A 22,642-nucleotide genomic window follows, 5' to 3' on the forward strand; every position below is an offset into this window, starting at 1 on the left:
TGCTAAGTTTTGTTAAGGCTGTTTCTTCTTGTGCTGTAATCCAGTGCGTAAGCTCTTTTTGAAAATCAATATTATAATGTGATTTTTGGAGCGGTTTAGCTCTTTTTAGTTTTAAAAAGAGTTAAATCATTATTATGATGTGATTTTCTGTTTTCGTAAATCTTTCTCCGTAAGTCAAACCAACAAACTAAAGGCACTATTCTTGATTTCAAAAGATTATGGAACAAGTACATCGGCACAAACTAAGTTTTCCCCAGCGCAATTGGTTATTGTTATGTATCCTCGTAGCAATTATTACTGCCGTAACGGTTTACTACCTGCGGGGAAGAAGCAACAGCAATACGGTAGACATAGAAAATGCGTCCAGCTCCACTATTAACGGTATGGATTCGGCAGGTATACCGCCAGATTCCCTTTCTCATTAATAAATGTTGTTGCAAAGTTGCTGTTAACCTGCATAGGCTACCAGCGGTACGCCTTTTACCGGCAATTCCACGGAAAAAATGCCCCCGCTGTGGGGATATTCCTGCAATTGTTGTTCGCTGAGGCTCTCTCTTGCGGTTGTAATATATAGTGTTTGCAGGTTGTCTCCGCCAAATGTACAGCAGGTAACCTGCCGTGCAGGTACTTCAACAGTTTGTATCAGGTCGCCGGTTTTACCATTCCAGCAGGCAACAGCGCCACCACCCCATAATGCCGTCCAAAGATTGTCGTTTTCATCAATGGTCATACCATCGGGCGAGCCCATTTCTTCAGGTACTTTTACCAGTATCCGTTTGTTGCTGATGTTGCCGGTAGCGTCATCATAGTCAAATGCTGACACGGTACCTTTTGGCGTATCGGTATGGTACATGGTCTTTTTATCGGCACTCCATGCTATGCCGTTTGAAATGGTAAGGTTATCAAGCACCAGGGTAAGTTTTTTGTCACCGTCAAACCGGTAAAGCGCAGCCGCTCCGTCTTTTACATCCAGGTGCATACTACCTATCCAGAACCTGCCGGAGGGGTCGCATTTGCCATCGTTAAAGCGAATGCCGTCTGTAAGCGGGTTGGTCAAAAAGGTAAATTCACCGGTGCTCGTGTCCATCCTGTGCAACCCATTTTGCAGGGCCACAATTACATCGCCTTGTAAAGTTGGCACAAGGGCGCCAATTCTTTCGCCGGTGGAAAAGCTGGTTGTTTCTTTTGAAGCGGGATTAAAAATATGCAGTTGCCGGCCTTCTATATCTACCCAGTATAACTTTTGTTCCTGGCTATGCCATACTATACCTTCACCCAGTTTGGCTTTGGCGTTTAAAACAAGTGATGCTTTCAATTGGTTGGTTATTTTAGTTAAAGATAATGTTATGCATATACAACTTCTGCACCAATAGGCTTATGCTGTAACGCGGAAATTAAACTTGCTGATAGCTGTACGGAAAAAATGAGCCGGAGCATTAGCGTGAGGGATTGCAACGGATACCCCGCTGAAGCTTTGTGCAGAGGCTTTGTGGCGGAGTAGCAGTGGAAAGCCCGGCCCCTTGCGCAGCTTGGGGACACGCCCAAACCTTCATTCAAGGCGCTATAACCACTCTTCACAAAAAAATAACCGGTTGGCACAACTTTATTTACTTTCATTTTTTTTACCAATAAACAAAATGAGGTATGAAACTTAGGTTTACCATCTTAACCCTTTGTATAATCTGTGCCCTGCAGTCCTGTAAAGAGGATGCTGCAATTTCTCATAAGTTTTTTGATACGGCCAATATGGATTCTGCCGTAAAACCAGGAGACAATTTTTTTGAGTTTGTAAACGGCAAATGGATAAAGAATACAGTTATACCGCCCACGGAATCGGAGGCCGGCGCCTTTCTCGATATCTATAACCGTTCTAAAAATAACATGAAGCTTATTGTAGAAGAGGCTGCCAGGGCATCTCATGAACCTGGCAGTATTGAACAAAAAGTGGGTGATTTTTATGCGGCTGGTATGGACTCCGCCGCTATTGAAAAATTTGGCTACGACCCTGTAAAGCCATACCTGAAGCAGGTTGTGGGTATTAAAGATGCTGCCGGGCTGATGAAGTTTATAGCACAACAGCAAACAGAATTTAACGTATTGCTCTTTGGCCAGATGATTGGCGCCGATGAAAAAAACAGTACTACCAACATAGCCATTTATTACCAGGGCGGCCTGGGCCTGCCAGACAGGGATTATTATTTTAAAACCGATAGCGAAACGCAAAAAGTTGTAACCGCCTATACCACCTACCTGCAGAAACTGTTTACACTTACCGGCGATGACTCTGTGACAGCGGTTAAAAAAACAGCTTTGGTGTATGATTTGGAAAAACAACTTGCCGGCAGCCACAAAACCAATGTAGAGCTGCGGGACCCGCAAGCCAATTACAATAAATTGTCCGTTGAAGAACTGGATAAGCAAATGCCCGCCTTTGGCTGGAAAAGTACCTTAAAAGAAATGGGTATATCAGCCGATTCTGTAAATGTGGGCCAGCCAGCTTTTTATGCAAAAGTGAATGAATTGCTTACCACTGTGCCGCTTGATACCTGGAAGGCCTACCTTAAAGCGCACCTGTTGCAGGGCTTTGCCGGCGCATTAAGCAGCGATTTTGTTAATGCAAGGTTTGACTATACAGGAAAAGCGCTTAGCGGGCAGGAAAAAATGAAAGACCGCTGGGAGCGGATTATTAATAATGTAGACGCTAACCTGGGTGATGCACTGGGGCAATTGTATGTAAAAAAGTATTTTACCGAAGATGCCAAAGAGCGTATGCTGCAACTGGTAAATAACCTGCAGAAGGCTTTTGAAGCACGCATTGGTAAACTTGACTGGATGAGCGACAGCACCAAACAGAAAGCCAAAGAAAAACTGGCCGGCTTTATTAAGAAGATAGGCTACCCCGATAAATGGAAAGACTATAGCAAGGTTACCATTGGCCGGGACAGCTATTTTAATAACCTGGTTGCCTGTTCAAAAAACGAGTACGCCTACCAGGTTGCCAAAGTGGGCAAGCCGGTTGATAAAACCGAATGGCTGATGAGCGCCCCCACAGTTAATGCCTACTATAACCCTACCATTAACGAAATTGTTTTTCCTGCGGGCATACTGCAGTTTACATTCTTTGATGTAAATGCCGATGATGCCATTAACTACGGCGGTATTGGTATGGTAATAGGCCACGAGATGACGCATGGTTTTGACGACCAGGGTGCTCAATACGATAAAGACGGCAACCTGAAAAGCTGGTGGAGCCCGGAGGATTATGAAAAGTTTAAAGCAAAATCCCAGTTGGTAATTAACGAGTACAATGGTTTTGTTGCGATAGATTCTATGCACGTAAACGGCGCTCTTACTACCGGCGAAAACATTGCCGACCTTGGTGGGCTCGCCATAGCCTACGATGCTTTTAAAATGACCAAACAGGGTCAGGACACTGCTAAGATTGATGGGTTTACCCCAGACCAGCGTTTCTTTTTATCGCTTGGGCAAATATGGCGCACTAAAATGAAAAGTGAGCTGGCCAGGCAACTGGTAAATACAGACCCGCATTCGCCACCTTTGTACCGTGTTAACGGCCCACTGATGAATTTTACACCTTTTTACAAGGCATTTAATATACAGCCCGGCGACAAAATGTATAAGGCAGAAGCAGACAGGATTAAGATATGGTAGTTTTTTGTGGGACGGACTGCATTACTACTATTGAGCTTGGGTTGTGTCACTCACTTGTACGTTCGGTAATTCTATTCGCCATTGTGCAACAACCTTGATGGTTCAGTAAATTATTTTTGGAACAAATATTTTTGCGTATTACATTCGCAGCCGCAATGAAACAAATAATGAAACATACAAAGAACATTAAGAAACACATCTCTTTTGGAGAAGTCGCTTAAAGTTTGCGTATGACAAAACATAACTCAAAGGGCCTTCTCCAAAACGGGAAGGCCTTTTTGTTTTACTGCAGTTGATCATCATTTAACAACATAAACAATCAAAAACACTCCCGCTGGGGGTAAGGAGGTTAACAATGAAAGTAGCAGTAGTAGGCGCTACAGGCCTGGTAGGCACAAAAATGTTGCAGGTTCTGGAAGAAAGAAATTTTCCCGTTACAGAGCTGGTGCCTGTTGCCAGTGAAAGAAGTGTTGGTAAGGAAGTTGAGTTTAAAGGCGCTAAATATAAAGTAGTAAGTATGGCAGATGGTATTGCCGCTGCCCCCGCTGTAGCTATCTTTTCTGCCGGTGGCGGCACTTCGCTGGAATGGGCGCCAAAGTTTGCCGAAGCCGGTATTACTGTTATTGATAACTCCAGCGCCTGGCGTATGGACCCCACCAAAAAACTGGTTGTGCCCGAATTGAACGCGGATGCTTTAACCGCTGAAGATAAAATCATCGCTAACCCCAATTGCTCAACCATTCAAATGGTGGTAGCATTAAACCCCCTGCACAAAAAATATAAAATAAAAAGGATTGTAGTAAGCACTTACCAAAGCGTTACAGGTACCGGTAAAAAAGCGGTTGACCAGTTGTTTACCGAACGCAAGGGAGAAGAACCTGCGGAGAAAGCGTACAAATACCAAATTGATTTAAACGTAATACCGCAGATTGATGTATTCCTGGATAATGGCTACACCAAAGAAGAAATGAAAATGGTAAACGAAACCAGGAAAATTATGCGGGATGACAGTATTAAAGTTACTGCTACCACTGTTCGTATTCCTGTTGTTGGTGGCCATAGCGAAAGCGTAAACGTTGAGTTTGAACACGATTTTGACCTGAACGAAGTAAAACGCTTATTGAGCGAAGCCCCGGGTGTAGTGCTGCAGGATGACCCATCTCAGCAACTGTACCCCATGCCATTGTGGGCGCATGAAAGGGATGAGGTTTTTGTGGGCAGGTTACGCCGGGATGAGTCTAACCCCAACACATTAAACATGTGGGTAGTAAGCGATAACCTGCGCAAAGGTGCCGCTACTAATGCTGTGCAGATAGCTGAGTACCTTTTAGGGAAAGATTTGTTGTAGAAATTGCCTGAAGAATATAAAAGCAACGGTTTTATATGGGTAGTGCCACAGTTGAGGATGATGTTTTATTTACAATAGCAGCAACCGCTGAAGATTTTGAAGACGGCAGGTTGTTGTTCCGGGAGTATGCGGCTTCGCTTGGGTTTGACCTGTGCTTCCAGAATTTTGCAGAAGAGTTGCTTACGCTTGATAAGCAGTACAACAAACCTGATGGGGCTTTAATACTGGCCCGTTATAAAAATACCGCTGTTGGATGCGTAGCTGTACGCAAACTGGAAGAAGGTATTGCTGAACTGAAAAGGTTATACGTGCAGCCTGGCTACAGAAACCTTAAGCTGGGCAAAAAACTGCTGGAGCAATCTTTACGTGTGGCGCAGCAGCTTGGCTACAAATTGATAAGGCTCGATTCAGCCCCCGGGCAGGAACAGGCTCAGCATCTTTACCGCCGCTATGGCTTTTATGAGATTCCATCTTACCGGCACAACCCGGTTCCGGGTGTGGTTTATATGGAATACAGGTTAAAATGAATAGCAGATAATCATACAACTGCCGGCTTTTGCCGGCAGTTTTTGGAATGCTTTTTTAAAAAGTTCTGAAAAAAGTAATACCGGCATAAGAAAGAGAACCGCCTGTAACTTTTGTAGAACCATAATGCCCAAACACCTGGTATTTCTCCCACTCGTAACCTATCTGTGGGCTAAAGTGAAAACCGTTGGCAGTTCCGCCACCGCCGCCCCAAATGCCGTAGCCAACACCTGCACCGGCAAAAAAGCCATTGCTGTTAAACCGGGCGCCTGCCATGATTGGCACATGTACAAGGTTTGTGGAGGCATCATCAATGTACTTGTTTTTGAACACATCAACACCGGTCTGAGCAAATACGCTGATGTTTTCGCTAACTGCATACTTTGCCAGTAAATGAAAGCCTGCTCCTACAGAGGATGCTTCTTTTAAATCACCAACGGGAAATGAAAGGGTACCGCCAATGCCAAATTTGAATGCTTTCTCATCATCCTGCGCTGAAGCTGCGAACAGGGAGAATACGGTTAATACCAGGAATACGGATTTCTTTACCATTGTTTTCAAGAGTTTAATGAGCGGCAAAAATAATTTTTGCTGAATTTCTTTCAATTAAAACTCCTTTAAATTCCTTTGAAGCTGCCTGGAAATAAGCCGGCATTTTTTCTGCAAGGCTCCTTTAAAACGTTACAAAAAAAGCAATACCCGCATAGGACAGAGAGCCATCACTAACTTTTGTACTACCATAGTGCCCAAATACCTGGCATTTTTTCCATTCATAACCTATTTGAGGGCTGAAATGCAAACCGTTGCTTGCCATGCCCCCGCCATCCCAAATGCCGAAACCAACACCTGAGCCTGCAAAAAAGCCGTTGCTCGTTAAGCGCATACCAGCCACGAGAGGTATGTGCATGAGGCTTGTGGCAGCATGGTTAGCATACTTGTTTTTGAACAAATCAACCCCGGTTTGTGCAAATACACTAATGTTTTTTGACACAGTATATTTGGCAAGAAACTGAACCCCCACCCCGTACGAAAAATTGTTTTTTAGATTGCCAACTGTAAGTGATGGAGCGGTACCAATACCAAGTTTAACCTTTTTAGCATCATCTTGTGCATAGGAAATGAATAGGGAAAGCAGGCTTAAAGCCAGGAGTATGGATTTTTTTACCATTGTTTCAAGAGTTATGTTGAAGCACAAAAATAGTTTTTACCCTTACGTAAATAGCTTAAAGCCTCTTTAAATTCCCTTGAACATCTCTTTAAACGCAGCAGGTAAAAACACGGCAGAAGAAACACTTGACATTAGTTTTATTTCTTCAGTAATGGAGGTTTCGTTGTCCAGAAATTTGAGTACCAATTGCGGGTGGTTGCTTTTAAACATATCAGCAAAAATCCTGTCGCCGGTCATTTTTTTCTGCGTGAGTATTTGCAGCAAAGTACTGTCGTATAAGTCAAATCTTTTTTGGCTAAGGGATTTACTGATGTGTGGATCTTCATTCTTCAGCAAAGCCGCAACTATGGCCGCTGAATGCTTCTGAATAAAACGGAACGTATAACCACTGCTGCTCTTTGTTTGCCCGCCGGCTGTGCCTATGCTAACGATGTTCCCCTCGCCTTTACTAAAGGGGTAATTAGTCATGGGTATAACTCCAAATTCTTTTTCGCAAATTGTATAGTCAGCTACATTTAAGTATTCAGCAATGTAATCACGAAGGCCCTTGTCATACTCATCTTGTTTCAACATAGCTGGTGAAAACAACGTGTACTCTACAAGCGCCTTATTAGCATTTAACGGTAGTGTGTACACAAAAGTCAGCCCATTATCCTGCGGTACACGAAAATCCATAAACCGTGCAACCTGCAGTTCAAAAACAGGATCTTTGGTTTCAATTATCCAGCCCTTAAAATGCTGTAGCAGGTAATAAAAACCTCCTTCCTTCAAGGGGTATTGGCTAATGTCTTCAAACAGGATGCTGTTGAAAACGTAGCGGGCATGCAGCTTTCTGCCTTCTGCAACAACAAAGGCTTTATCTCCTTCATTGCCCAGCATTTCTACCTTGGTTTTATAAAAGCTAACATTGCTGTAGCCTTCTGATGATTGGAGCACATGGTTGTAAAAATCCAGGCCGCGTATCATTTTATAACTATATGGAACAATGTCGAACCTTGCTGAAAAATGTGCAGAGTAAAAGTCTATCTGCTGCCAGCTTTTATGTACGATAGGTTCAAACAAACCGGGTGTTGTTTCCCAAAAACACCAGGTACGGTCATTCTTATCTTTCTCGTTTTCATCCAGTACCAATATTTTTTTGGTACGCAGCAAGGGTTGCTGCAGCAGGTGCATCAACAGGCTTAAGCCTGCACAACCTGCGCCTGTAATGATGTAATCAAACTCATTTTCTCCCTGTGGTAAATCGTTGAAGAGCTTAAATGCTGGCACTTGTTGGTTTTACATTGTTTACAAAGCAAGATATAACATTTGATAAAAGATTTTGTTGTTAGCAGGGGAGGGGGGAGTAGTGAGTGGTGAATGGTGAATGGTGAGTGGGGGCATTACGGTCGGTATTGTTCATTCCTTGTTCGATATTCTCTTTCGTGAACAGCAAGTTATTCTTCCCTTCTTAATTCTTCACTCCTTGTTCCTTGTTCGTTATTCTCTTCCTGGGTCTGAAAAGCCGCCATGAAAAACTAAAAGTACAAGTGTTCCAATCTTGCTGCTTTGTCACGCAAGATTGCTCAACGAAGCTCCCATGAAATACCGCTGTTCGTCACCAAATAAAAAACCCGTTACCAAAGTAACGGGCCTTTATCTCGTAGCTCAAAGCTTGTAACTCAAAGCTATTAATAGCGGTACATTTCAGGCTTAAACGGACCTTCTTTACCAATGCCCAGGTAAGCGGCTTGTTCATCAGTAAGTTCGTCTAACTGAACATTTATTTTAGCCAGGTGTAACCGGGCAACTTTTTCATCCAGGTGCTTAGGCAACACATACACTTTGTTGTCGTATTGGCTGTGGTTTTTCCAAAGCTCAATCTGCGCCAAAGTCTGATTGCTGAAGGAGTTACTCATTACAAAGCTGGGGTGGCCGGTAGCGCAACCCAGGTTAACCAGGCGGCCTTCTGCCAGGATGATAATATCTTTGCCTTCAATGTTGTAGATGTCAACCTGAGGCTTAATGGTATCCTTTGTATGGCCGTAGTTGGTATTTAACCAGGCAATATCAATTTCAATGTCAAAGTGGCCTATGTTACAAACGATGGCCTTGTCTTTCATGTTGCGGAAATGTTTTTCCGTAATCAGGTCGCGGCAACCGGAAGCGGTAACAATGATGTCAGCTTCTTTAACAGCGTCAACCATTTTCTTTACTTCAAAACCGTCCATGGCAGCCTGCAGGGCGCAAATGGGGTCAATCTCGGTAACGATAACGCGGCAGCCGGCGCCGGCCAGTGAAGCGGCAGAACCTTTACCTACATCGCCATAGCCACCAACAACGGCAACTTTACCGGCCAGCATTACGTCTGTAGCGCGGCGGATAGAGTCAACCAGTGATTCTTTACAACCGTATTTGTTATCGAATTTGCTCTTGGTTACAGAGTCGTTTACGTTAATGGCAGGCATAGGTAATGTGCCTTTGGCCACTCTTTCGTACAGGCGGTGAACACCGGTAGTGGTTTCTTCGCTGATGCCTTTTACATGTTGCACCAGTTCAGGGTATTTATCCAGAACAATGTTGGTCAGGTCGCCACCATCGTCAAGTATCATATTCAGCGGGCGGTCTGTGCTGCCAAAGAACAAAGTTTGTTCAATACACCATTCAGCTTCTTCGTTGGTCTGGCCTTTCCAGGCAAATACGCCAATACCAGCAGCGGCAATAGCAGCGGCGGCATGGTCTTGCGTTGAGAAGATATTACAAGAGCTCCATTTTACTTCGGCGCCCAGGGCAACCAATGTTTCAATTAAAACAGCGGTTTGTATGGTCATGTGCAAACAGCCGGCAATGCGGGCACCCTTTAAAGGCTGGCTTGGGCCATATTCTGCACGTATAGACATAAGGCCGGGCATTTCTGCTTCTGCCAGGCGAATTTCTTTGCGGCCCCATTCTGCGAGGCTGATATCTTTTACCTTGTAGGCAAGGTTAACATCAACTTGAAGTGTTGTGGTTGACATGGTTAATACTTTTTGTTTTGGCAAAAGTACAGTGGTAGAATAAAATACCATACAGTTAATTAAATTTGGGATAAATCTGTATTTTTCACCTGAGATACGGAATAAAACACCAAATGACAATGGCTAAAGCTGTTAAAAAAGATGAATTTACTATGCAGGATGTGCAATTGGATGCCAAAGACATGGCCATATTGCGGCTGCTGCAGGAGAATGCCCGTATAACGGTAAAGGAAATTTCTGACAAGGTGCACCTTAGCACAACGCCGGTGCATGAACGCATTAAGCGCATGGAAGAAACCGGTGTAATAAAACAGTATGCCACACTGGTTGACCATACCAAGGTTAAACGCGGGTTGATGGTAATTTGCTATGTATCGCTGCACCAGCACAGTAAAGATGCCGGCCTGCGCTTTATAAAAACCATACAGGAGTTACATGAGGTTACGGAATGTTATAACATTTCCGGCGAATTTGATTTTATGCTGAAAGTGGCAGTGGAAAACATGGATGCTTATTATGATTTTCATGTTAACAAGCTAAGCCAGGTAGAGAACGTGGGCCGGGTGCAAAGTGCGTTTATCATGGGTGTTATCAAGCAAACGCATCAATTGGTCTATTGAGTGATCGATGGTCATTTGTTGGTGGCCGGCAGAAGGAACACAGATGAAGCATCGTTGCGTCGCACTACGTTCATCGTCCGGTACATTGGGCGGCTTTTCAGACCCGGGTGGAGAATAAAGAACAAGGAACAAGGAATGAAGAATTAAGAAGGGCAACTTATGGTTTGCGATTAATTAATGTGCACATGCGAACGGGTAAATCTTACGTTTGTGATGAAATAAAATCTGGATGTTGAAATTAATGTGCCTGGCGATGTTTATTCTATAGCTGAAGTTACAGTAGCACGAACGCCAAATCAGGACGGGAGAAAGAAACGTGCTGTATATCGTTTCTTTCTTGACTTTTTTTGTTACTTTTTTGTGTCAAGCCCGTCCCGGACTTGTTACGGGAACAAAAAAAGTAAATAACAGGACGACCTAAATGGAACAGCTTGAATTAAATGAATTACACGGCAGATAGTAGGTTATGTACTTAGCTTATAATTACTGATAGTATGATATCGCTGAAAAAAATTAATAAAAGTGAGTACGAATTCGAGATAAAATTTTTTGGTACGATTGCATTAGGTATAGTTGGGGTGGCGTTATTTTGTCTAATTGATGCAGGCTTAAATGTAAGACCCGATTTAAAACTTCTTTTTCTCAGTAATTTCGATTCAATCAAAGTATTTTTTTACTTTTTGATGGGAGTTGCATTTGTTACAGAACTTATCTACGCAAAAAGCCTTAAAGTATACAATGAAGAAACAAAGAAATCTCTTTATCCAATTTTGTTAAGAATTACGGTGTTTATCATTTATTGGTGTGCCTGGAGTTCTTTTTGTGCCTGGTTAACCTTAACGTACAAGCCGTTAACAGCATTGGTGCTAATCGCAATATTGCTAATGATGATATTACCAGGCCTGCTTTGTTGCATATTTTCCCATCAGTTAAGAAAAGATGATCTGAAAAGTGAAGAGGAAGAAAAGGCTAGTGCGTTGCCGGAAATCTCCACACCGTCAGTGTTATACCTATCTAAAAGGTATTACAGTGGTTATTACGGCCTTATTTGTCTCCCTGTTTATTTAATTATCCTGGCTATTCGCCATATTTTTTAATGAATGCAATATCAACGCCTACTGGAATAGTTTAACCGGCTTTCCTCATCACATAAATCACTGAACTGCACTTTTTTACATCTTTCATGGCTCTCCTGTTAGAAGCCAGGCCCGTGTTGAAGGCGGCAAACAGGTTGCCCTTCCCGTTTTTATATTGTTCACTCAGCATGCTAACATAAAAGCTGTCAAACCACATCGGTTTGTAGCTCAGTATGTTAAAGCCATGCTGTGCTGCCAATTGGCGCATGCATTCCGGCGAAAAATGATAAAGGTGGCGGGGAACGTCGTATGCTGCCCAATATTGTTGGTAAACTTCCGCATCGTAGCTGCTGTAGTTGGGTACGGCAACAAGCAATATGCCGCCCGGTTTTAACAGTTTTTGAAAAGCAGTAAAGTAACCATGCAGGTCATGCACATGTTCCAGCACATGCCAAAGGGTAATTACATCATAAGAACTCCCGGGTAACCGGTAGATGGTTTCCGGCGCTAACAGGTTAAGCTGGTAATTGTTAAAAGCATTTTGCCGGGCAGTTTCATCAGGTTCAAGGGCAGTAACCTGCCAGCCCGCAACTTTCATTTCGTTAGCAAATGCGCCGGTACCGGCGCCGATATCCAGTAAGCTGCCCTTTGCAACACCGCTTGCCTGAATAACTAATTTCCGTTTGGATTGAAGTGTATATTTTCGCACTAGGTGATAAAGCCGGTTAATAAATCCCTTTTTGGTATCCGAATGAGAAACGTAATCCACACTCTGGTAATAAGCGCCAATACTTTGCTGGTCAGGCACATGCTGTGTAAATCTGCCCGTACAGTTATTACAGTGCCATATTTCAAATTCCGTTTTACTAACGGTATAATCTTTGGCCGTGAAAACCTTTGTTATGTTTTCACTGTTGCAAAAACAGCAGGCGCCGTATGTTATTGTTTCGCTCATCAGGGGCAAAGAAAGCAAAGTTTCAGTTAAAAAAAACTGCTGAAACGTATTGAATTTTATCGCTAAATCATCTTTGTTTAATTTAACTTTCGCAAATAATGAGCAGGCAGAAAGCATATATCGGAAGGCTGGTTAAAAGATGGTCTTTTTTTGTTCCCTTTACCTGGTATGGGTTACTTTTCGTGGTGGCTGCGTATTTGGGTTACAGGTGGCTGTTAACCCTGCAGCAGCAGCCCGGGAGTTCTTACAGCGATATTTTTTCATTGCTCATCGAAGTGGGTGCCTGGTTCATCGGCGCGGTAATGGCGCTGGCGTTGCTTTCCGTGGTTATCAGCTATATCTATTTCTTACTTAAAAAGAATAAACAGGAAGTTGGTTTCCAGGTAGAAACGGTGGCTGATAGTAAACCCCGTAAAAAACAGTTACAGGTAATAAAGGTAAAGGTTCATCCTGTGCTCCGCCCCTTACTGGGTTTTGTAAAGCTTCGTTTACAGTATGATGAAAAGCATTTCTCCGACAAATTTTCCATAGTACAGAAACCTTTTGGCAAGTTCATCAATACTACGCTGGAAGGCACTTATAACTGGCCATTGCCGGAAATAAAGGAATACAAGCTGCAGCAGGCCTTTGTGTATTTTGAAGACTATTTCCAGTTTTTTTCCCTGGCTGTGCAATTGCCCGTAAACAGCCGCTTCTTTACCCAGCCTTTTGAAAAGCATAAAAATCAACTTGATTCGTCTCCCCGAAAAACGGAAGACACCAATACCCGTATAGAAGAAATAAAGAGGATTGAAGGCGAATTTTTAAACTATAAGAATTTTGAAGACAGTGATGATGTTCGCCGGATTGTCTGGAAAATCTACGCCAAAAGCGGGGAATTAGTGGTGCGTATTCCTGAAGTACTAGACCCCTACGCATCTCACCTGTACATGTACGCATCCTTTTACAGCGATTATGAAACTACCGGCAACAATGTAGTAAACATCCCATTTCTCAACTATTACAAAACGGCTATGTGGAGTGTTTACCAGCAGTTGGTAAAAAAAGGTTTTGAGATAAGATACGTAGCCGACCAGGAGTTACCCGTTCACCACACTACGGATGAACAGCAGAATGTGCGCTACCGTATCAGCACCAGCAAATGGCAGCGGGAAAGAGACCTGAAGTCATTCGTAAAGACCAATGAAGCATCCGTGCTGGTAATATCCTCACTCACCAGCGCTGACCAGGTAGCCGAACTGGCAGAACAATACGGAGACGAAATTCTTATCATATTCATAAAGCTTAGCAACGGCCTGCGCAAACAATACATAACTGATTGGCTGCAATGGGTATTTGTACAGGAAGAAAAGAGTGATTTGGCCAAATACAGGACCAATTGGGCTGTATCCGCGCTAAAATCAAAGCTGATGAAGAATGAAAAGAAGATACAGGCCATATTGTCTAAACACAATAAACCTGTGGTTATTTAGGATAGTTTAACCGCTCAAAAGATTTTGCGAAATACACGCCGTCTTTGAGCATTAAACTTTGAACAAAAGTAAAACAGCCCGGTAACCAGTAAATGGCAACCGGTAACTAAAAAAATGAAAGCACAAAAATTATATAGCTGGAAAAAAGTATTGGCGCAGTTGTTATTACTGGGTGTGCCCACTGTTGCGCTGGCTTTCTTCCTGTTGTGGGGGTGGAACAAGCAATTCAACATTCTTCAGAACGATTACATTAAGCAAACAATGCAGTTTGCTGTGGGCATGGGGGTGGCTATTGTTTTTTATGGTTACCGGTTCCGGTTTCTTACCACCGCGGCAATCCTGGGGCTGTTATTGTTCTTCTTTTATCAAACAGTCAACAATACGGTTGTAGGCGAGTTTGAAATGTTTTTTGTAACCGTGCAGATGCTGGTTCTGGTTATCCTGTTTTCACTGGGATGGCTGGTGGGTTATGGTTTATCCAGGTCCAGGATTTTAACCATTGCGTGGAGCGTGTTTTTGCTGGTGGCCCAGGTGGTGATGGTGAGTAAAACTACTGATATTAAGGCCGCTACCCTTATCAGCGCCTTTATACCGGCGATGGCTTACTCAGTTTATATCATCTACACTTCTGAGCTTATCAGGAACATGAACGATGACGATAAGCTGTTTGGCTGGTTCCTGTTTAAAAGGTTGCTGGGATTTGCTATTATACTGGCTGCTATACTGTTACCTATCCTGTATCATTTCAAGAAAGATTTCGAAGGAGTTGAAAAAGAATGGGCTAACGCGCCGGCGAATTATGATAAGAATGGCAGCAACAGCGAAAACATGACCAAAGAGAACCGGGATGGTTCCCTAAGTAACAAAGATCAAACCCGGCTAACCAGTTCGCTTAACAAAGGCAAACGTTTGGTATTTGTAGCAAGGCTCGACAATTTTTTCAAGGATGGAAAAACGCCCAATCCCCTTTACTACACCGCCTACTATTACAGCAAATTCGATACGTTAACCCAAACATTCGAAACAGATAGCCTGATGCCTAAAAATGATCTTTTCAGGCCCAACCCCTCCCGTATCCCGTTATACTTTGCCAAAACAGACTCCAATGTAATTAAGAATACCGCTGCCACACTTAACCGCAAGGTTGTTACTACAGATGTTTATAAGGTGTTGTTGTCACCAGACGAATATATTGCCCCTTCTACTTCCTTTTTTGTGCAACCATTGCCGGTACCCAACGAATACAAAGATCAGTTTAAAAGCGCTTACCGCGCCAAAATGTGGGTGAGCGATTTAAACAGCGCTTATTTCATTTACAATCCTGCCGGCAACCAGCAACTGGAAGCTTTTCAGCAGCAGCGCTTTGATATGCTGCGCCGGATAAAGCAAACTGATTATACAGAGCTTGAAAAAAAGTTCATGCAGTATTACACATTCATGCCCAGGGATGAGGAATACGCCAAAATAAAATCGCTGGCGCTGGATATTACCAAGGATGCCAAAACGCCGGTTGACAAAATGATTGCCATCCGCGATTATTTTTTAAGTAAAGACGAGTTTGGCCAGCCGCTGTTTAAATATTCAGACAACCCAGGCATCCCCGGTTTGCCAAGTGCCAATAAGCTTACTTATTTTTTGCTCGACAACAGGAAGGGGTATTGCGCCTATTTCGCCGGCGCCACACTTTTCATGTTAAGAGCGTTAGGCATTCCTTCACGTGTTGCCGCAGGTTTTCTTACAGTTGACCGCAGCAGTAAAAACCCTGGCTGGTATTGGTTTTATGAAGACCAGGCGCATGCATGGGTACAGGTATACTTCCCGGGTTATGGCTGGATTGATTTTGACACCACAGTTCCAGATGTAAATACGCAGCAGGCTTCGCAACCGGATGGAACACCGCCGCTTAACATGCAGCAGGCTTATTTTGTAGCGGATGGCAACGTGGTAAGTGTAGACACAGTAACGAAACGGGTTGTAATGGATGCGAATAAACTTTTATTCCACGATGAAAATTACGAAACACAGGAATGGCAGCGTATAGAGTTAGATGTATCTGTTGCGGCTGTATCGAGAGATACTGGTTCGGTCAGGTTATCTGCTTTAACCAAAGGCATGCATATTACTGCCGCATCCTTTGCGGAAGCGTTAAAGAACCTTAAACCTTCTGAACGCGACAGTATGCAATCTGTGCTGAAGAAAGTGCCCAAGCCTGTGCCAATTGATGAAATAAAAATCATAGACCCGGAAGCTGAAGCGCAACAGAAAAAGAAGCAACAACTGGCACAGCCCCAGCCCATAGACTGGATTAAAGTATTATGGCTTGGCCTTATTACTATAGGTGGGCTGGCATTGATCATTATTTCTATTCCCTGGTTGATATGGAAATACCTCTACGCCAGGGCCAAGGGTTCAAAGGATGGCGCTGCCAAAGCGTTTAACAGTTACAGGGCAGCTATCTATTATTTAAACCAGTTGGGTTACCCAAGAACCAACCAGTCACCTGAACAATTTGCAACGGTAACAGATGCGCAGTTTAACACACAGTTCAGGCCTTTCAGCCGTGTTTATCAAAAGCTCAAGTACAGTAATTTAACATTAACCGCTTCAGAAGCTGTAACGGTGGATGGGTTTATTGTGCCCTTTGTAAAGCAGGTGCGCAGCAAAGTGCCGTTTAAAACAAGATTTGCCAAATTCTTAAACATATACAATACCATTCAATACTTTCAGCAACCTAAAATAAGCTAAAGCATGGAGCAGAACATACAGATAGAAACAGCATTGGCCAACATTCAAAAGTTGGTTGACAATATTGAAAAAGTGATACGAGGCAAGCAAAAGCAAATTCAGTATGTGCTTACTGCATTGCTGGCCAAGGGGCATGTGTTGATGGAAGATAATCCCGGAACCGGTAAAACTGTAATGGCCAAAACGCTGGCACAAAGTATTGCCAGCCGCGATAGCCAGCATGGTGTTGATTTTAAGCGCATACAGTTTACACCAGATTTGCTGCCGATGGACCTTATCGGATCGCACATTTATGACGATGATAAAAAAGAATTCATCTTTAAAAAGGGGCCGTTGTTTTGCAACGTATTGCTGGCGGATGAAATAAACCGTGCATCGCCCAAAGTGCAGTCTGCCTTGCTGGAGTGTATGGCGGAGAACCAGATAACGATGGGCGAAACCACCTACCCATTAGAGAAGTTATTCTTTACCATCGCTACACAAAACCCGGTAGAAATGGAAGGTACTTATCCGTTACCCGCCGCCCAGCTTGACCGTTTCTATATCAAATTAACTTTCGGGTATGTGGATGAAGAGACAGAGCTTGACATTTACCGCAACTACCTGGGCATACAGGATAACCTGGAACACATACAGCAGGTGCTAAGCATGGAAGAAATCCTGTTTTTGCAGCAGGAAACATCCAAGGTTTTCATTCATGATGAAATCATTGCAGGCGTTAGAAATATTGTTTGGGACACACGCAAACACCCGGACATTTCACTCGGCGCATCAACAAGAAGCGGTATAACTTTTCTTAAATGTTTAAAGGCCTTTGCATTGGTAAACGGCAGAACTTTTGTAACAGAAGATGACGTGCAGTATGTAGCCAAGCCCGTGTTGGATCACAGGTTGATTTACCGTAATAAAGACGCCAGGCAAAAAGCTTTGGCTTCAATATTAGATAAAGAATTAAGCCGGTTAAGCAAATTAAAAATTAGCGGATAGTATAAGACGAGCGGAAGGTTAGCTATGTACTTAGCGATATTGCTGCTATTAAACTTCGTTGAGCAATCTTGCGTGGCAAAGCAGTCCCGTAATTACGGGAGAACACTTGTACGCTTTGTCTGCTATGCAGCAATGTGAAACAGGCTGATGTTGGTAAAGTTCTTTTTTGAATATTAGGTGTTGCGCTTTAGTTTGAAGTTATATTCTAAAGCATCTACCCGGGGCTGAAAAGTCGCCATAAAAAACCGGAAGATGAAGTGATTGCGACGCAACGATGTACCCATAAAAAACAAAAGCTGGTATCTAAAAAAATTAAATGGTAAGCAAGGCAAAATACAGAAGTAAAAAGATGTGGCAGGCAATGTTGCTGCTGTTGCTTTTTCAGTGTGCGGGGATCGTATCTTTTGCACAGGGCAACCAGGCTGCCCGCTACGAGATTGAAGCAAAACGCATGGGCGTTAAACCAACAGACAAAGATGCATTGCCCAGAAGCCGTGAGTTTATAAGGCTTGACAGTACTTACTATGTAGGCTGGATGTATGAAGGCATTTACAAATACGACCGCAGCGCCGATTACCTGGGTTATAAGAATGCTATTCCTGCCCTGGAAAAAGCGTTGAGGCTGATGGATAAAGATTATGGCAACACCTTAAAGAACATGTATTCATCCATTATGTTCTTTGCGCAAAATGTGCCCAGGTACCAGGATTTGTTTTCTATATGCGGGGCCCTGCAGGCCTGTTACGATAATATTGAGATGCCAGACTCTGTAATGGCACTACTGGATAAAATTGATAAATACCGTTTTAGAAAAGATTTCTTTGGCGTGTATTACCACCGTGCATGGACGTATCACCGCAACCGTTTTTATACTTCGGAAGAACATCCGTTTTTGGGTAATTCCATTGAAGCAAATGAAAAAAAGGCATTTGATTGGTGTTACAAAGGGCTTGGCTTTGTTGACCGCAACAGGGAGCTGAATGAACAATGGTTCGGGCCTGGCCAGGCACAACGTGATAAACAGATCATTTATCACTACCTGGCATTGCTGCACTGCTACAACAAAAACTACGATAGCAGCGAATACTATTATGAGCGCCTGCGGGAAGGTGGCGGCATATCTTATAACAACTATGCCAACATGCAGCATGAGGTGGGAAAGTTTGAAAACGCTATTGAATACTTTACCATTGACCTGAACAAGAGTTACCTGCGCATGTTAAGGGAACCTTACTATTATCTTCCCGAATTGCATGTTTATGGCGGCAGGACAAAAGAGGCCATTAAAATGAACCAGCAGATCATTGCCAGTGTAGGTTCTACGCCGGGCTTTGGCTGGTACAATATATCACTGGCGAGAGGTTATATGTACGACGGCCAGTTAGACAGTTGTGAAGAAGCATTAAACAAAGCTGCCAACTTTAAGGAATTACACATTGGTACTACACTCACACAAAGTCAGTACGACTTTACCATCAACCTGCTGAAAGTGCAGCTAATTGATCGTAAGATTGCCAGGGTTAAATTTTTAAATAAGAACTGGTGGTATTCACCTTCTGCTTTGTATGATATCGCAAGCCTGAAAGTAGCTAAGTTAATGGCCGAATATGTAGTTGTGAACGAATTGGCTTTTAACCCTGAACGCAACCGGCTGGTATACGATTTGTTTTGCTCAGAAGCTACCACCAGCTTTGATGAAGCCTGGTACCTGCTGAAGGACTTTAGCCCTAAATACTTTAAAGAAAAATACGAAACTTACCAGCAAAAAGATACCCGCGAAAACCTGCAGCGTTACTTTCAGCTATTTACAGCAAAGTTTAAGTGGGAGGCTGGTAACAAAAGCGCAGCGAGGGAAGATTTAGACCGTATATTAAACACCGCTGTTACCGATACCGCCAACGAAAAATTGTTTACAGGCCGCCTGTTTGAAGGGTTGAGCAAGGCATACGAAAAAGACGGCCGGCAAAGCACTTATGGTTTGTACCGCAGCCGTTTATTTGAATCGTACCCGCAATTGATACCTTTTAGCGGCATAAAGATGCAGGTAATGCTTAATACTGCCGGTGTGGATGACGAAATAACAAAACAGGTAATAGAAGAATTGAAAGATGCCAATATAGAATGGGTTAACGCAAACGACGGATACGTGCCTGTTGCCACTGTAACATTTAACAAGCGGGGTAACAAATACGAAGCATTGATAAATGTACGCAGCGGTACCAATAAGCCGGTTGTTGCAGGTGAGAGGATTATCTTTAGCAAACCTGCAAAAGTGGGGGGCGAAATTGCCCTTAGACTGTTTGGTAAAGGAGGTGCGCTGGTATTTGAGCCCCCGGCAGAAAAGGGTAGCTAACAAAATATACACGTTAAAAAATATGGCCACAACCGGGTATTCCTCCACGCCACTTGCCAAAAAGTTAGGTATAAAAGAAGGCCATGTTATAAGGCTGGTAAATGAACCTGCGTACTATTTCAACCTGTTTACAGATTTTCCCGCCAACGTTAAGATGGAAAAAGACAAAAGCGTTAAAAAAGACTTTGTTCACTATTTCACCAAAGTGGCTGAGGAATTGGAAAAAGACATTCTGAACCTGCAAACAGAAATTGAGCCCAATGGCATGGTTTGGATTTCCTGGCCCAAAAAATCATCTAAAATAGCAACAGATATTACCGAAGATGTTATAAGGGCTTTAGCGCTGGCCAACGGGCTGGTAGATATTAAAGTTTGCGCTGTTGATGAAATATGGAGCGGGTTAAAGCTGGTAATACCGGTATCCCGCAGAAAACGCTGATAGTCTTACCGGATGGATTTTTTTGCCACCACCACCATCCGCGGTGATTTCCTGATGTCATAACGCCCCAGTTGGTAATCACCAAAAATATCTTCCACCTGCATGCCTTGGTAAGCCAGCATGTCTGTAAAGTCTCCCGGCGAAAATTTAGCCACTTTTTCTGTAAATAAATGTTTCAGCAGGTTGCCGTTGTCTTCTATCTGTATCTGCTTAAAAAAGTGGGTATCATTATGCCAGCGGCTTATGTGAAATTTTACAGGACCGATTTTTTTTATTTCCGCTTTAACCAGGTTGTCTTCGGCATAATGCGTGTTTAGGTAATCAATTACCAGTATGCCTTTGCTGTTTAAGCTTTGGGTAATGGTGCGCATGGCACTGTCGTGTTCACGCTCTGTTCTAAAGTAGCCAAAATTGGTAAACAGGTTAAAGGCAAAATCAAAGTAGTTAATGCGAAATGGCAGCCGCATATCATGCTGGTAAAAATGCAGGTGGTCGTTTTCCATCTGCCGGGCTTCTTCTATCAGCCTTGTAGCCAGGTCAATACCGGTAACGTCGAAGCCTTCATCGGCCAAAGCCTTACTATGGCGGCCTTTTCCGCAGGCCACATCCAGTATTTTGTCACCCTTTTTTGCGTGCAGTTGCTCTGTAAGCCTTTTAATGAACTGCCAGGCTTCATCGGTATCCCTGTTTTGGTACAGCAGATCGTAATAGGGAGAGCTAAACCAGTCTTTATACCATTCTTTATCGGGCATAATTGCTTTAATTGCCATCAAATTTATTTCCTAAAAACCAGTTAGCAGAAACTTTTTCACAACCCGTTGGCGGCATTATTGCCTTCGCCGTTTAGAAATTTTCTTTTATGTTTGCCTGTAGCAAACTAATGACGTGTATGGCGCTTATAAAAAGCATTTCCGGTATCCGTGGTACAATTGGGGGCAAACCGGGAGAAACCCTTAGCCCTTTGGATGTAGTGAAGTTTACGGCCGCTTATGGTACATGGCTGCTGGAAAATGACAAAACCAATTGTAAGGTTGTTATAGGCCGCGATGGCAGGATAAGTGGAGAATTAGTGCAGCGTTTGGTAGTAAGCACGTTAAACGCGTTAGGGCTTAATGTAATTGACCTTGGTTTAAGCACTACCCCTACTGTAGAAATGGCTGTTGTATTTGAAGGCGCCGCAGGAGGTATTATTTTAACTGCCAGCCATAACCCCAAAGAATGGAATGCTTTAAAACTGCTGAACAGCAAAGGTGAGTTTATCAGCGGCGAAATAGGCGCTAAAATACTGGAGATAGCCGCAACTGATAATTATAGTTTTGTTGGTGTTGATAAACTGGGTACCTATACTCAAAATACTACAGCGCTGGATAAACATATAGAAGCTGTAGTTAACTATCCACTGGTTGATGCCGCTGCTATTAAAAAAGCTAAGTTTAAGATTGTAATAGATGCCATTAACAGCACAGGCGCCATCGCGGTTCCTGCTTTGTTAAGGGCGTTGGGTTTAAAAGATATCATTGTTTTAAACGAAGAGGTAAACGGCAAATTTGCCCACAATCCTGAGCCGTTGCCACAGCACCTGCGTGAGCTGTGTACCGAGGTTAACAGGCAGCAGGCCAGCCTTGGTATTGCCGTTGACCCGGATGTTGACCGCCTTTGTTTTGTTTGTGAAGACGGCTCTCTCTTTGGTGAAGAATACACATTGGTGGCCGTAGCCGATTATGTGCTGCAGCAACGTAAAGGCAACACAGTTAGCAACATGTCATCTACCCGTGCTTTAAAAGATGTTACCTTAAAGCATGGCGGCCAGTACTTCCCCAGCGCTGTTGGCGAAGTAAACGTGGTAAACAAAATGAAAGAAGTAGAAGCCGTTATTGGCGGCGAAGGCAATGGAGGTATAATTGTGCCAGACCTGCACTATGGCCGCGACGCACTTATTGGCATAGCACTTTTCTTAACCCATCTTGCGCATAGTAAAAAAAGCGCAAAACAATTGCGTGGCATGTACCCCGATTATTTTATGAGCAAGAATAAAATAGAACTGGGTAAGGGTGTTGACATGCAAAAGATCTTTAGCCAAATACAGAACAAATACAAAAATAATCCCGTAAACATAGACGACGGGTTGAAAATAGAATTCGAGAACGACTGGGTACACCTTCGCACCAGCAATACAGAACCCATTATACGCATTTACGCGGAAAGTAATTTTGAAACCACGGCAGATAACATTGCCAAACGCATCATGCAGGACATACGGGAAAGTATGTAGCCTATACCATTCTC

General features: G+C 43.3%; 19 protein-coding genes. 12 read left to right on the forward strand and 7 right to left on the reverse strand.

What is annotated here, in order from left to right; translation table 11 throughout:
* The first annotated feature begins 218 nt into the window (after positions 1 to 218).
* Positions 219 to 425, forward strand: a complete 207-nt coding sequence (locus F0364_RS02380) for a hypothetical protein (RefSeq protein ID WP_153796151.1) — start codon at positions 219 to 221, stop codon at positions 423 to 425.
* Positions 426 to 448: 23 nt separating this feature from the next.
* On the opposite strand, the gene F0364_RS02385 is transcribed toward F0364_RS02380, so the two are convergent.
* Positions 449 to 1,315 (reverse strand): SMP-30/gluconolactonase/LRE family protein, encoded by an 867-nt coding sequence (locus F0364_RS02385; protein ID WP_207632480.1) that lies wholly within the window; start codon positions 1,313 to 1,315, stop codon positions 449 to 451.
* A gap of 329 nt (positions 1,316 to 1,644) precedes the next feature.
* Here F0364_RS02385 and F0364_RS02390 point away from each other — a divergent pair, with 329 nt between their 5' ends.
* From F0364_RS02390 to F0364_RS02400, 3 genes are all read left to right on the forward strand, one after another.
* On the forward strand, positions 1,645 to 3,672 hold the full coding sequence (locus F0364_RS02390) for a M13 family metallopeptidase (protein WP_153796153.1): 2,028 nt from the start codon (positions 1,645 to 1,647) through the stop codon (positions 3,670 to 3,672).
* Positions 3,673 to 4,027: 355 nt separating this feature from the next.
* Positions 4,028 to 5,020, forward strand: a complete 993-nt coding sequence (locus F0364_RS02395; protein WP_153796154.1) for an aspartate-semialdehyde dehydrogenase — start codon at positions 4,028 to 4,030, stop codon at positions 5,018 to 5,020.
* 35 nt (positions 5,021 to 5,055) lie between these two features.
* A complete protein-coding gene (locus tag F0364_RS02400) occupies positions 5,056 to 5,547 on the forward strand; it encodes a GNAT family N-acetyltransferase (RefSeq protein ID WP_153796155.1) in 492 nt (163 codons plus the stop codon).
* 55 nt (positions 5,548 to 5,602) lie between these two features.
* Here F0364_RS02400 and F0364_RS02405 read toward each other — a convergent pair whose 3' ends face one another.
* The 4 genes from F0364_RS02405 to ahcY form a co-directional block, all read right to left on the reverse strand.
* Positions 5,603 to 6,097 carry an outer membrane beta-barrel protein gene (locus F0364_RS02405; RefSeq protein WP_153796156.1) on the reverse strand — a complete coding sequence of 165 codons (495 nt, stop codon included), beginning with the start codon at positions 6,095 to 6,097 and terminating at the stop codon, positions 5,603 to 5,605.
* Between the two features lie 121 nt (positions 6,098 to 6,218).
* Positions 6,219 to 6,713 (reverse strand): hypothetical protein, encoded by a 495-nt coding sequence (locus tag F0364_RS02410; protein WP_153796157.1) that lies wholly within the window; start codon positions 6,711 to 6,713, stop codon positions 6,219 to 6,221.
* Positions 6,714 to 6,779: 66 nt separating this feature from the next.
* Entirely contained in the window at positions 6,780 to 7,982 is a 1,203-nt protein-coding gene (locus tag F0364_RS02415; protein WP_153796158.1) for a lycopene cyclase family protein, read from the reverse strand.
* Positions 7,983 to 8,383: 401 nt separating this feature from the next.
* Positions 8,384 to 9,709 (reverse strand): adenosylhomocysteinase, encoded by a 1,326-nt coding sequence (ahcY, locus tag F0364_RS02420; protein ID WP_153796159.1) that lies wholly within the window; start codon positions 9,707 to 9,709, stop codon positions 8,384 to 8,386.
* Positions 9,710 to 9,828: 119 nt separating this feature from the next.
* Here ahcY and F0364_RS02425 point away from each other — a divergent pair, with 119 nt between their 5' ends.
* Positions 9,829 to 10,329 carry an Lrp/AsnC family transcriptional regulator gene (locus F0364_RS02425; RefSeq protein WP_153796160.1) on the forward strand — a complete coding sequence of 167 codons (501 nt, stop codon included), beginning with the start codon at positions 9,829 to 9,831 and terminating at the stop codon, positions 10,327 to 10,329.
* A 494-nt stretch (positions 10,330 to 10,823) separates the two neighbouring features.
* Positions 10,824 to 11,426 (forward strand): hypothetical protein, encoded by a 603-nt coding sequence (locus tag F0364_RS02430; protein WP_153796161.1) that lies wholly within the window; start codon positions 10,824 to 10,826, stop codon positions 11,424 to 11,426.
* Positions 11,427 to 11,457: 31 nt separating this feature from the next.
* On the opposite strand, the gene F0364_RS02435 is transcribed toward F0364_RS02430, so the two are convergent.
* Positions 11,458 to 12,360, reverse strand: coding sequence for a class I SAM-dependent methyltransferase (locus F0364_RS02435; protein ID WP_153796162.1), 903 nt, complete (start codon positions 12,358 to 12,360; stop codon positions 11,458 to 11,460).
* A 98-nt stretch (positions 12,361 to 12,458) separates the two neighbouring features.
* Here F0364_RS02435 and F0364_RS02440 point away from each other — a divergent pair, with 98 nt between their 5' ends.
* The 5 genes from F0364_RS02440 to F0364_RS02460 all read left to right on the forward strand — a co-directional run bounded on the left by F0364_RS02440 (position 12,459) and on the right by F0364_RS02460 (position 20,356).
* Positions 12,459 to 13,832, forward strand: coding sequence for a DUF58 domain-containing protein (locus tag F0364_RS02440; protein ID WP_153796163.1), 1,374 nt, complete (start codon positions 12,459 to 12,461; stop codon positions 13,830 to 13,832).
* Between the two features lie 114 nt (positions 13,833 to 13,946).
* Positions 13,947 to 16,577 carry a transglutaminase domain-containing protein gene (locus F0364_RS02445; protein ID WP_153796164.1) on the forward strand — a complete coding sequence of 877 codons (2,631 nt, stop codon included), beginning with the start codon at positions 13,947 to 13,949 and terminating at the stop codon, positions 16,575 to 16,577.
* 3 nt (positions 16,578 to 16,580) lie between these two features.
* Positions 16,581 to 17,564 carry an AAA family ATPase gene (locus F0364_RS02450; RefSeq protein ID WP_153796165.1) on the forward strand — a complete coding sequence of 328 codons (984 nt, stop codon included), beginning with the start codon at positions 16,581 to 16,583 and terminating at the stop codon, positions 17,562 to 17,564.
* 316 nt (positions 17,565 to 17,880) lie between these two features.
* On the forward strand, positions 17,881 to 19,917 hold the full coding sequence (locus F0364_RS02455) for a tetratricopeptide repeat protein (RefSeq protein ID WP_153796166.1): 2,037 nt from the start codon (positions 17,881 to 17,883) through the stop codon (positions 19,915 to 19,917).
* A 22-nt stretch (positions 19,918 to 19,939) separates the two neighbouring features.
* The gene (locus F0364_RS02460; RefSeq protein WP_153796167.1) at positions 19,940 to 20,356 is read left to right on the forward strand and encodes a DUF3052 family protein; all 417 of its coding nucleotides are present in this window, start codon (positions 19,940 to 19,942) and stop codon (positions 20,354 to 20,356) included.
* A gap of 5 nt (positions 20,357 to 20,361) precedes the next feature.
* Here F0364_RS02460 and F0364_RS02465 read toward each other — a convergent pair whose 3' ends face one another.
* The gene (locus F0364_RS02465) at positions 20,362 to 21,126 is read right to left on the reverse strand and encodes a class I SAM-dependent methyltransferase (RefSeq protein WP_235920994.1); all 765 of its coding nucleotides are present in this window, start codon (positions 21,124 to 21,126) and stop codon (positions 20,362 to 20,364) included.
* Between the two features lie 119 nt (positions 21,127 to 21,245).
* On the opposite strand from F0364_RS02465, the gene glmM reads away from it, so the two are divergent.
* Entirely contained in the window at positions 21,246 to 22,628 is a 1,383-nt protein-coding gene (gene glmM / locus F0364_RS02470) for a phosphoglucosamine mutase (protein ID WP_153796168.1), read from the forward strand.
* The last annotated feature ends 14 nt before the right edge of the window (positions 22,629 to 22,642 follow it).

The organism is Foetidibacter luteolus (assembly GCF_009650435.1).
Taxonomy (GTDB): Bacteria; Bacteroidota; Bacteroidia; order Chitinophagales; family Chitinophagaceae; genus Foetidibacter; species Foetidibacter luteolus.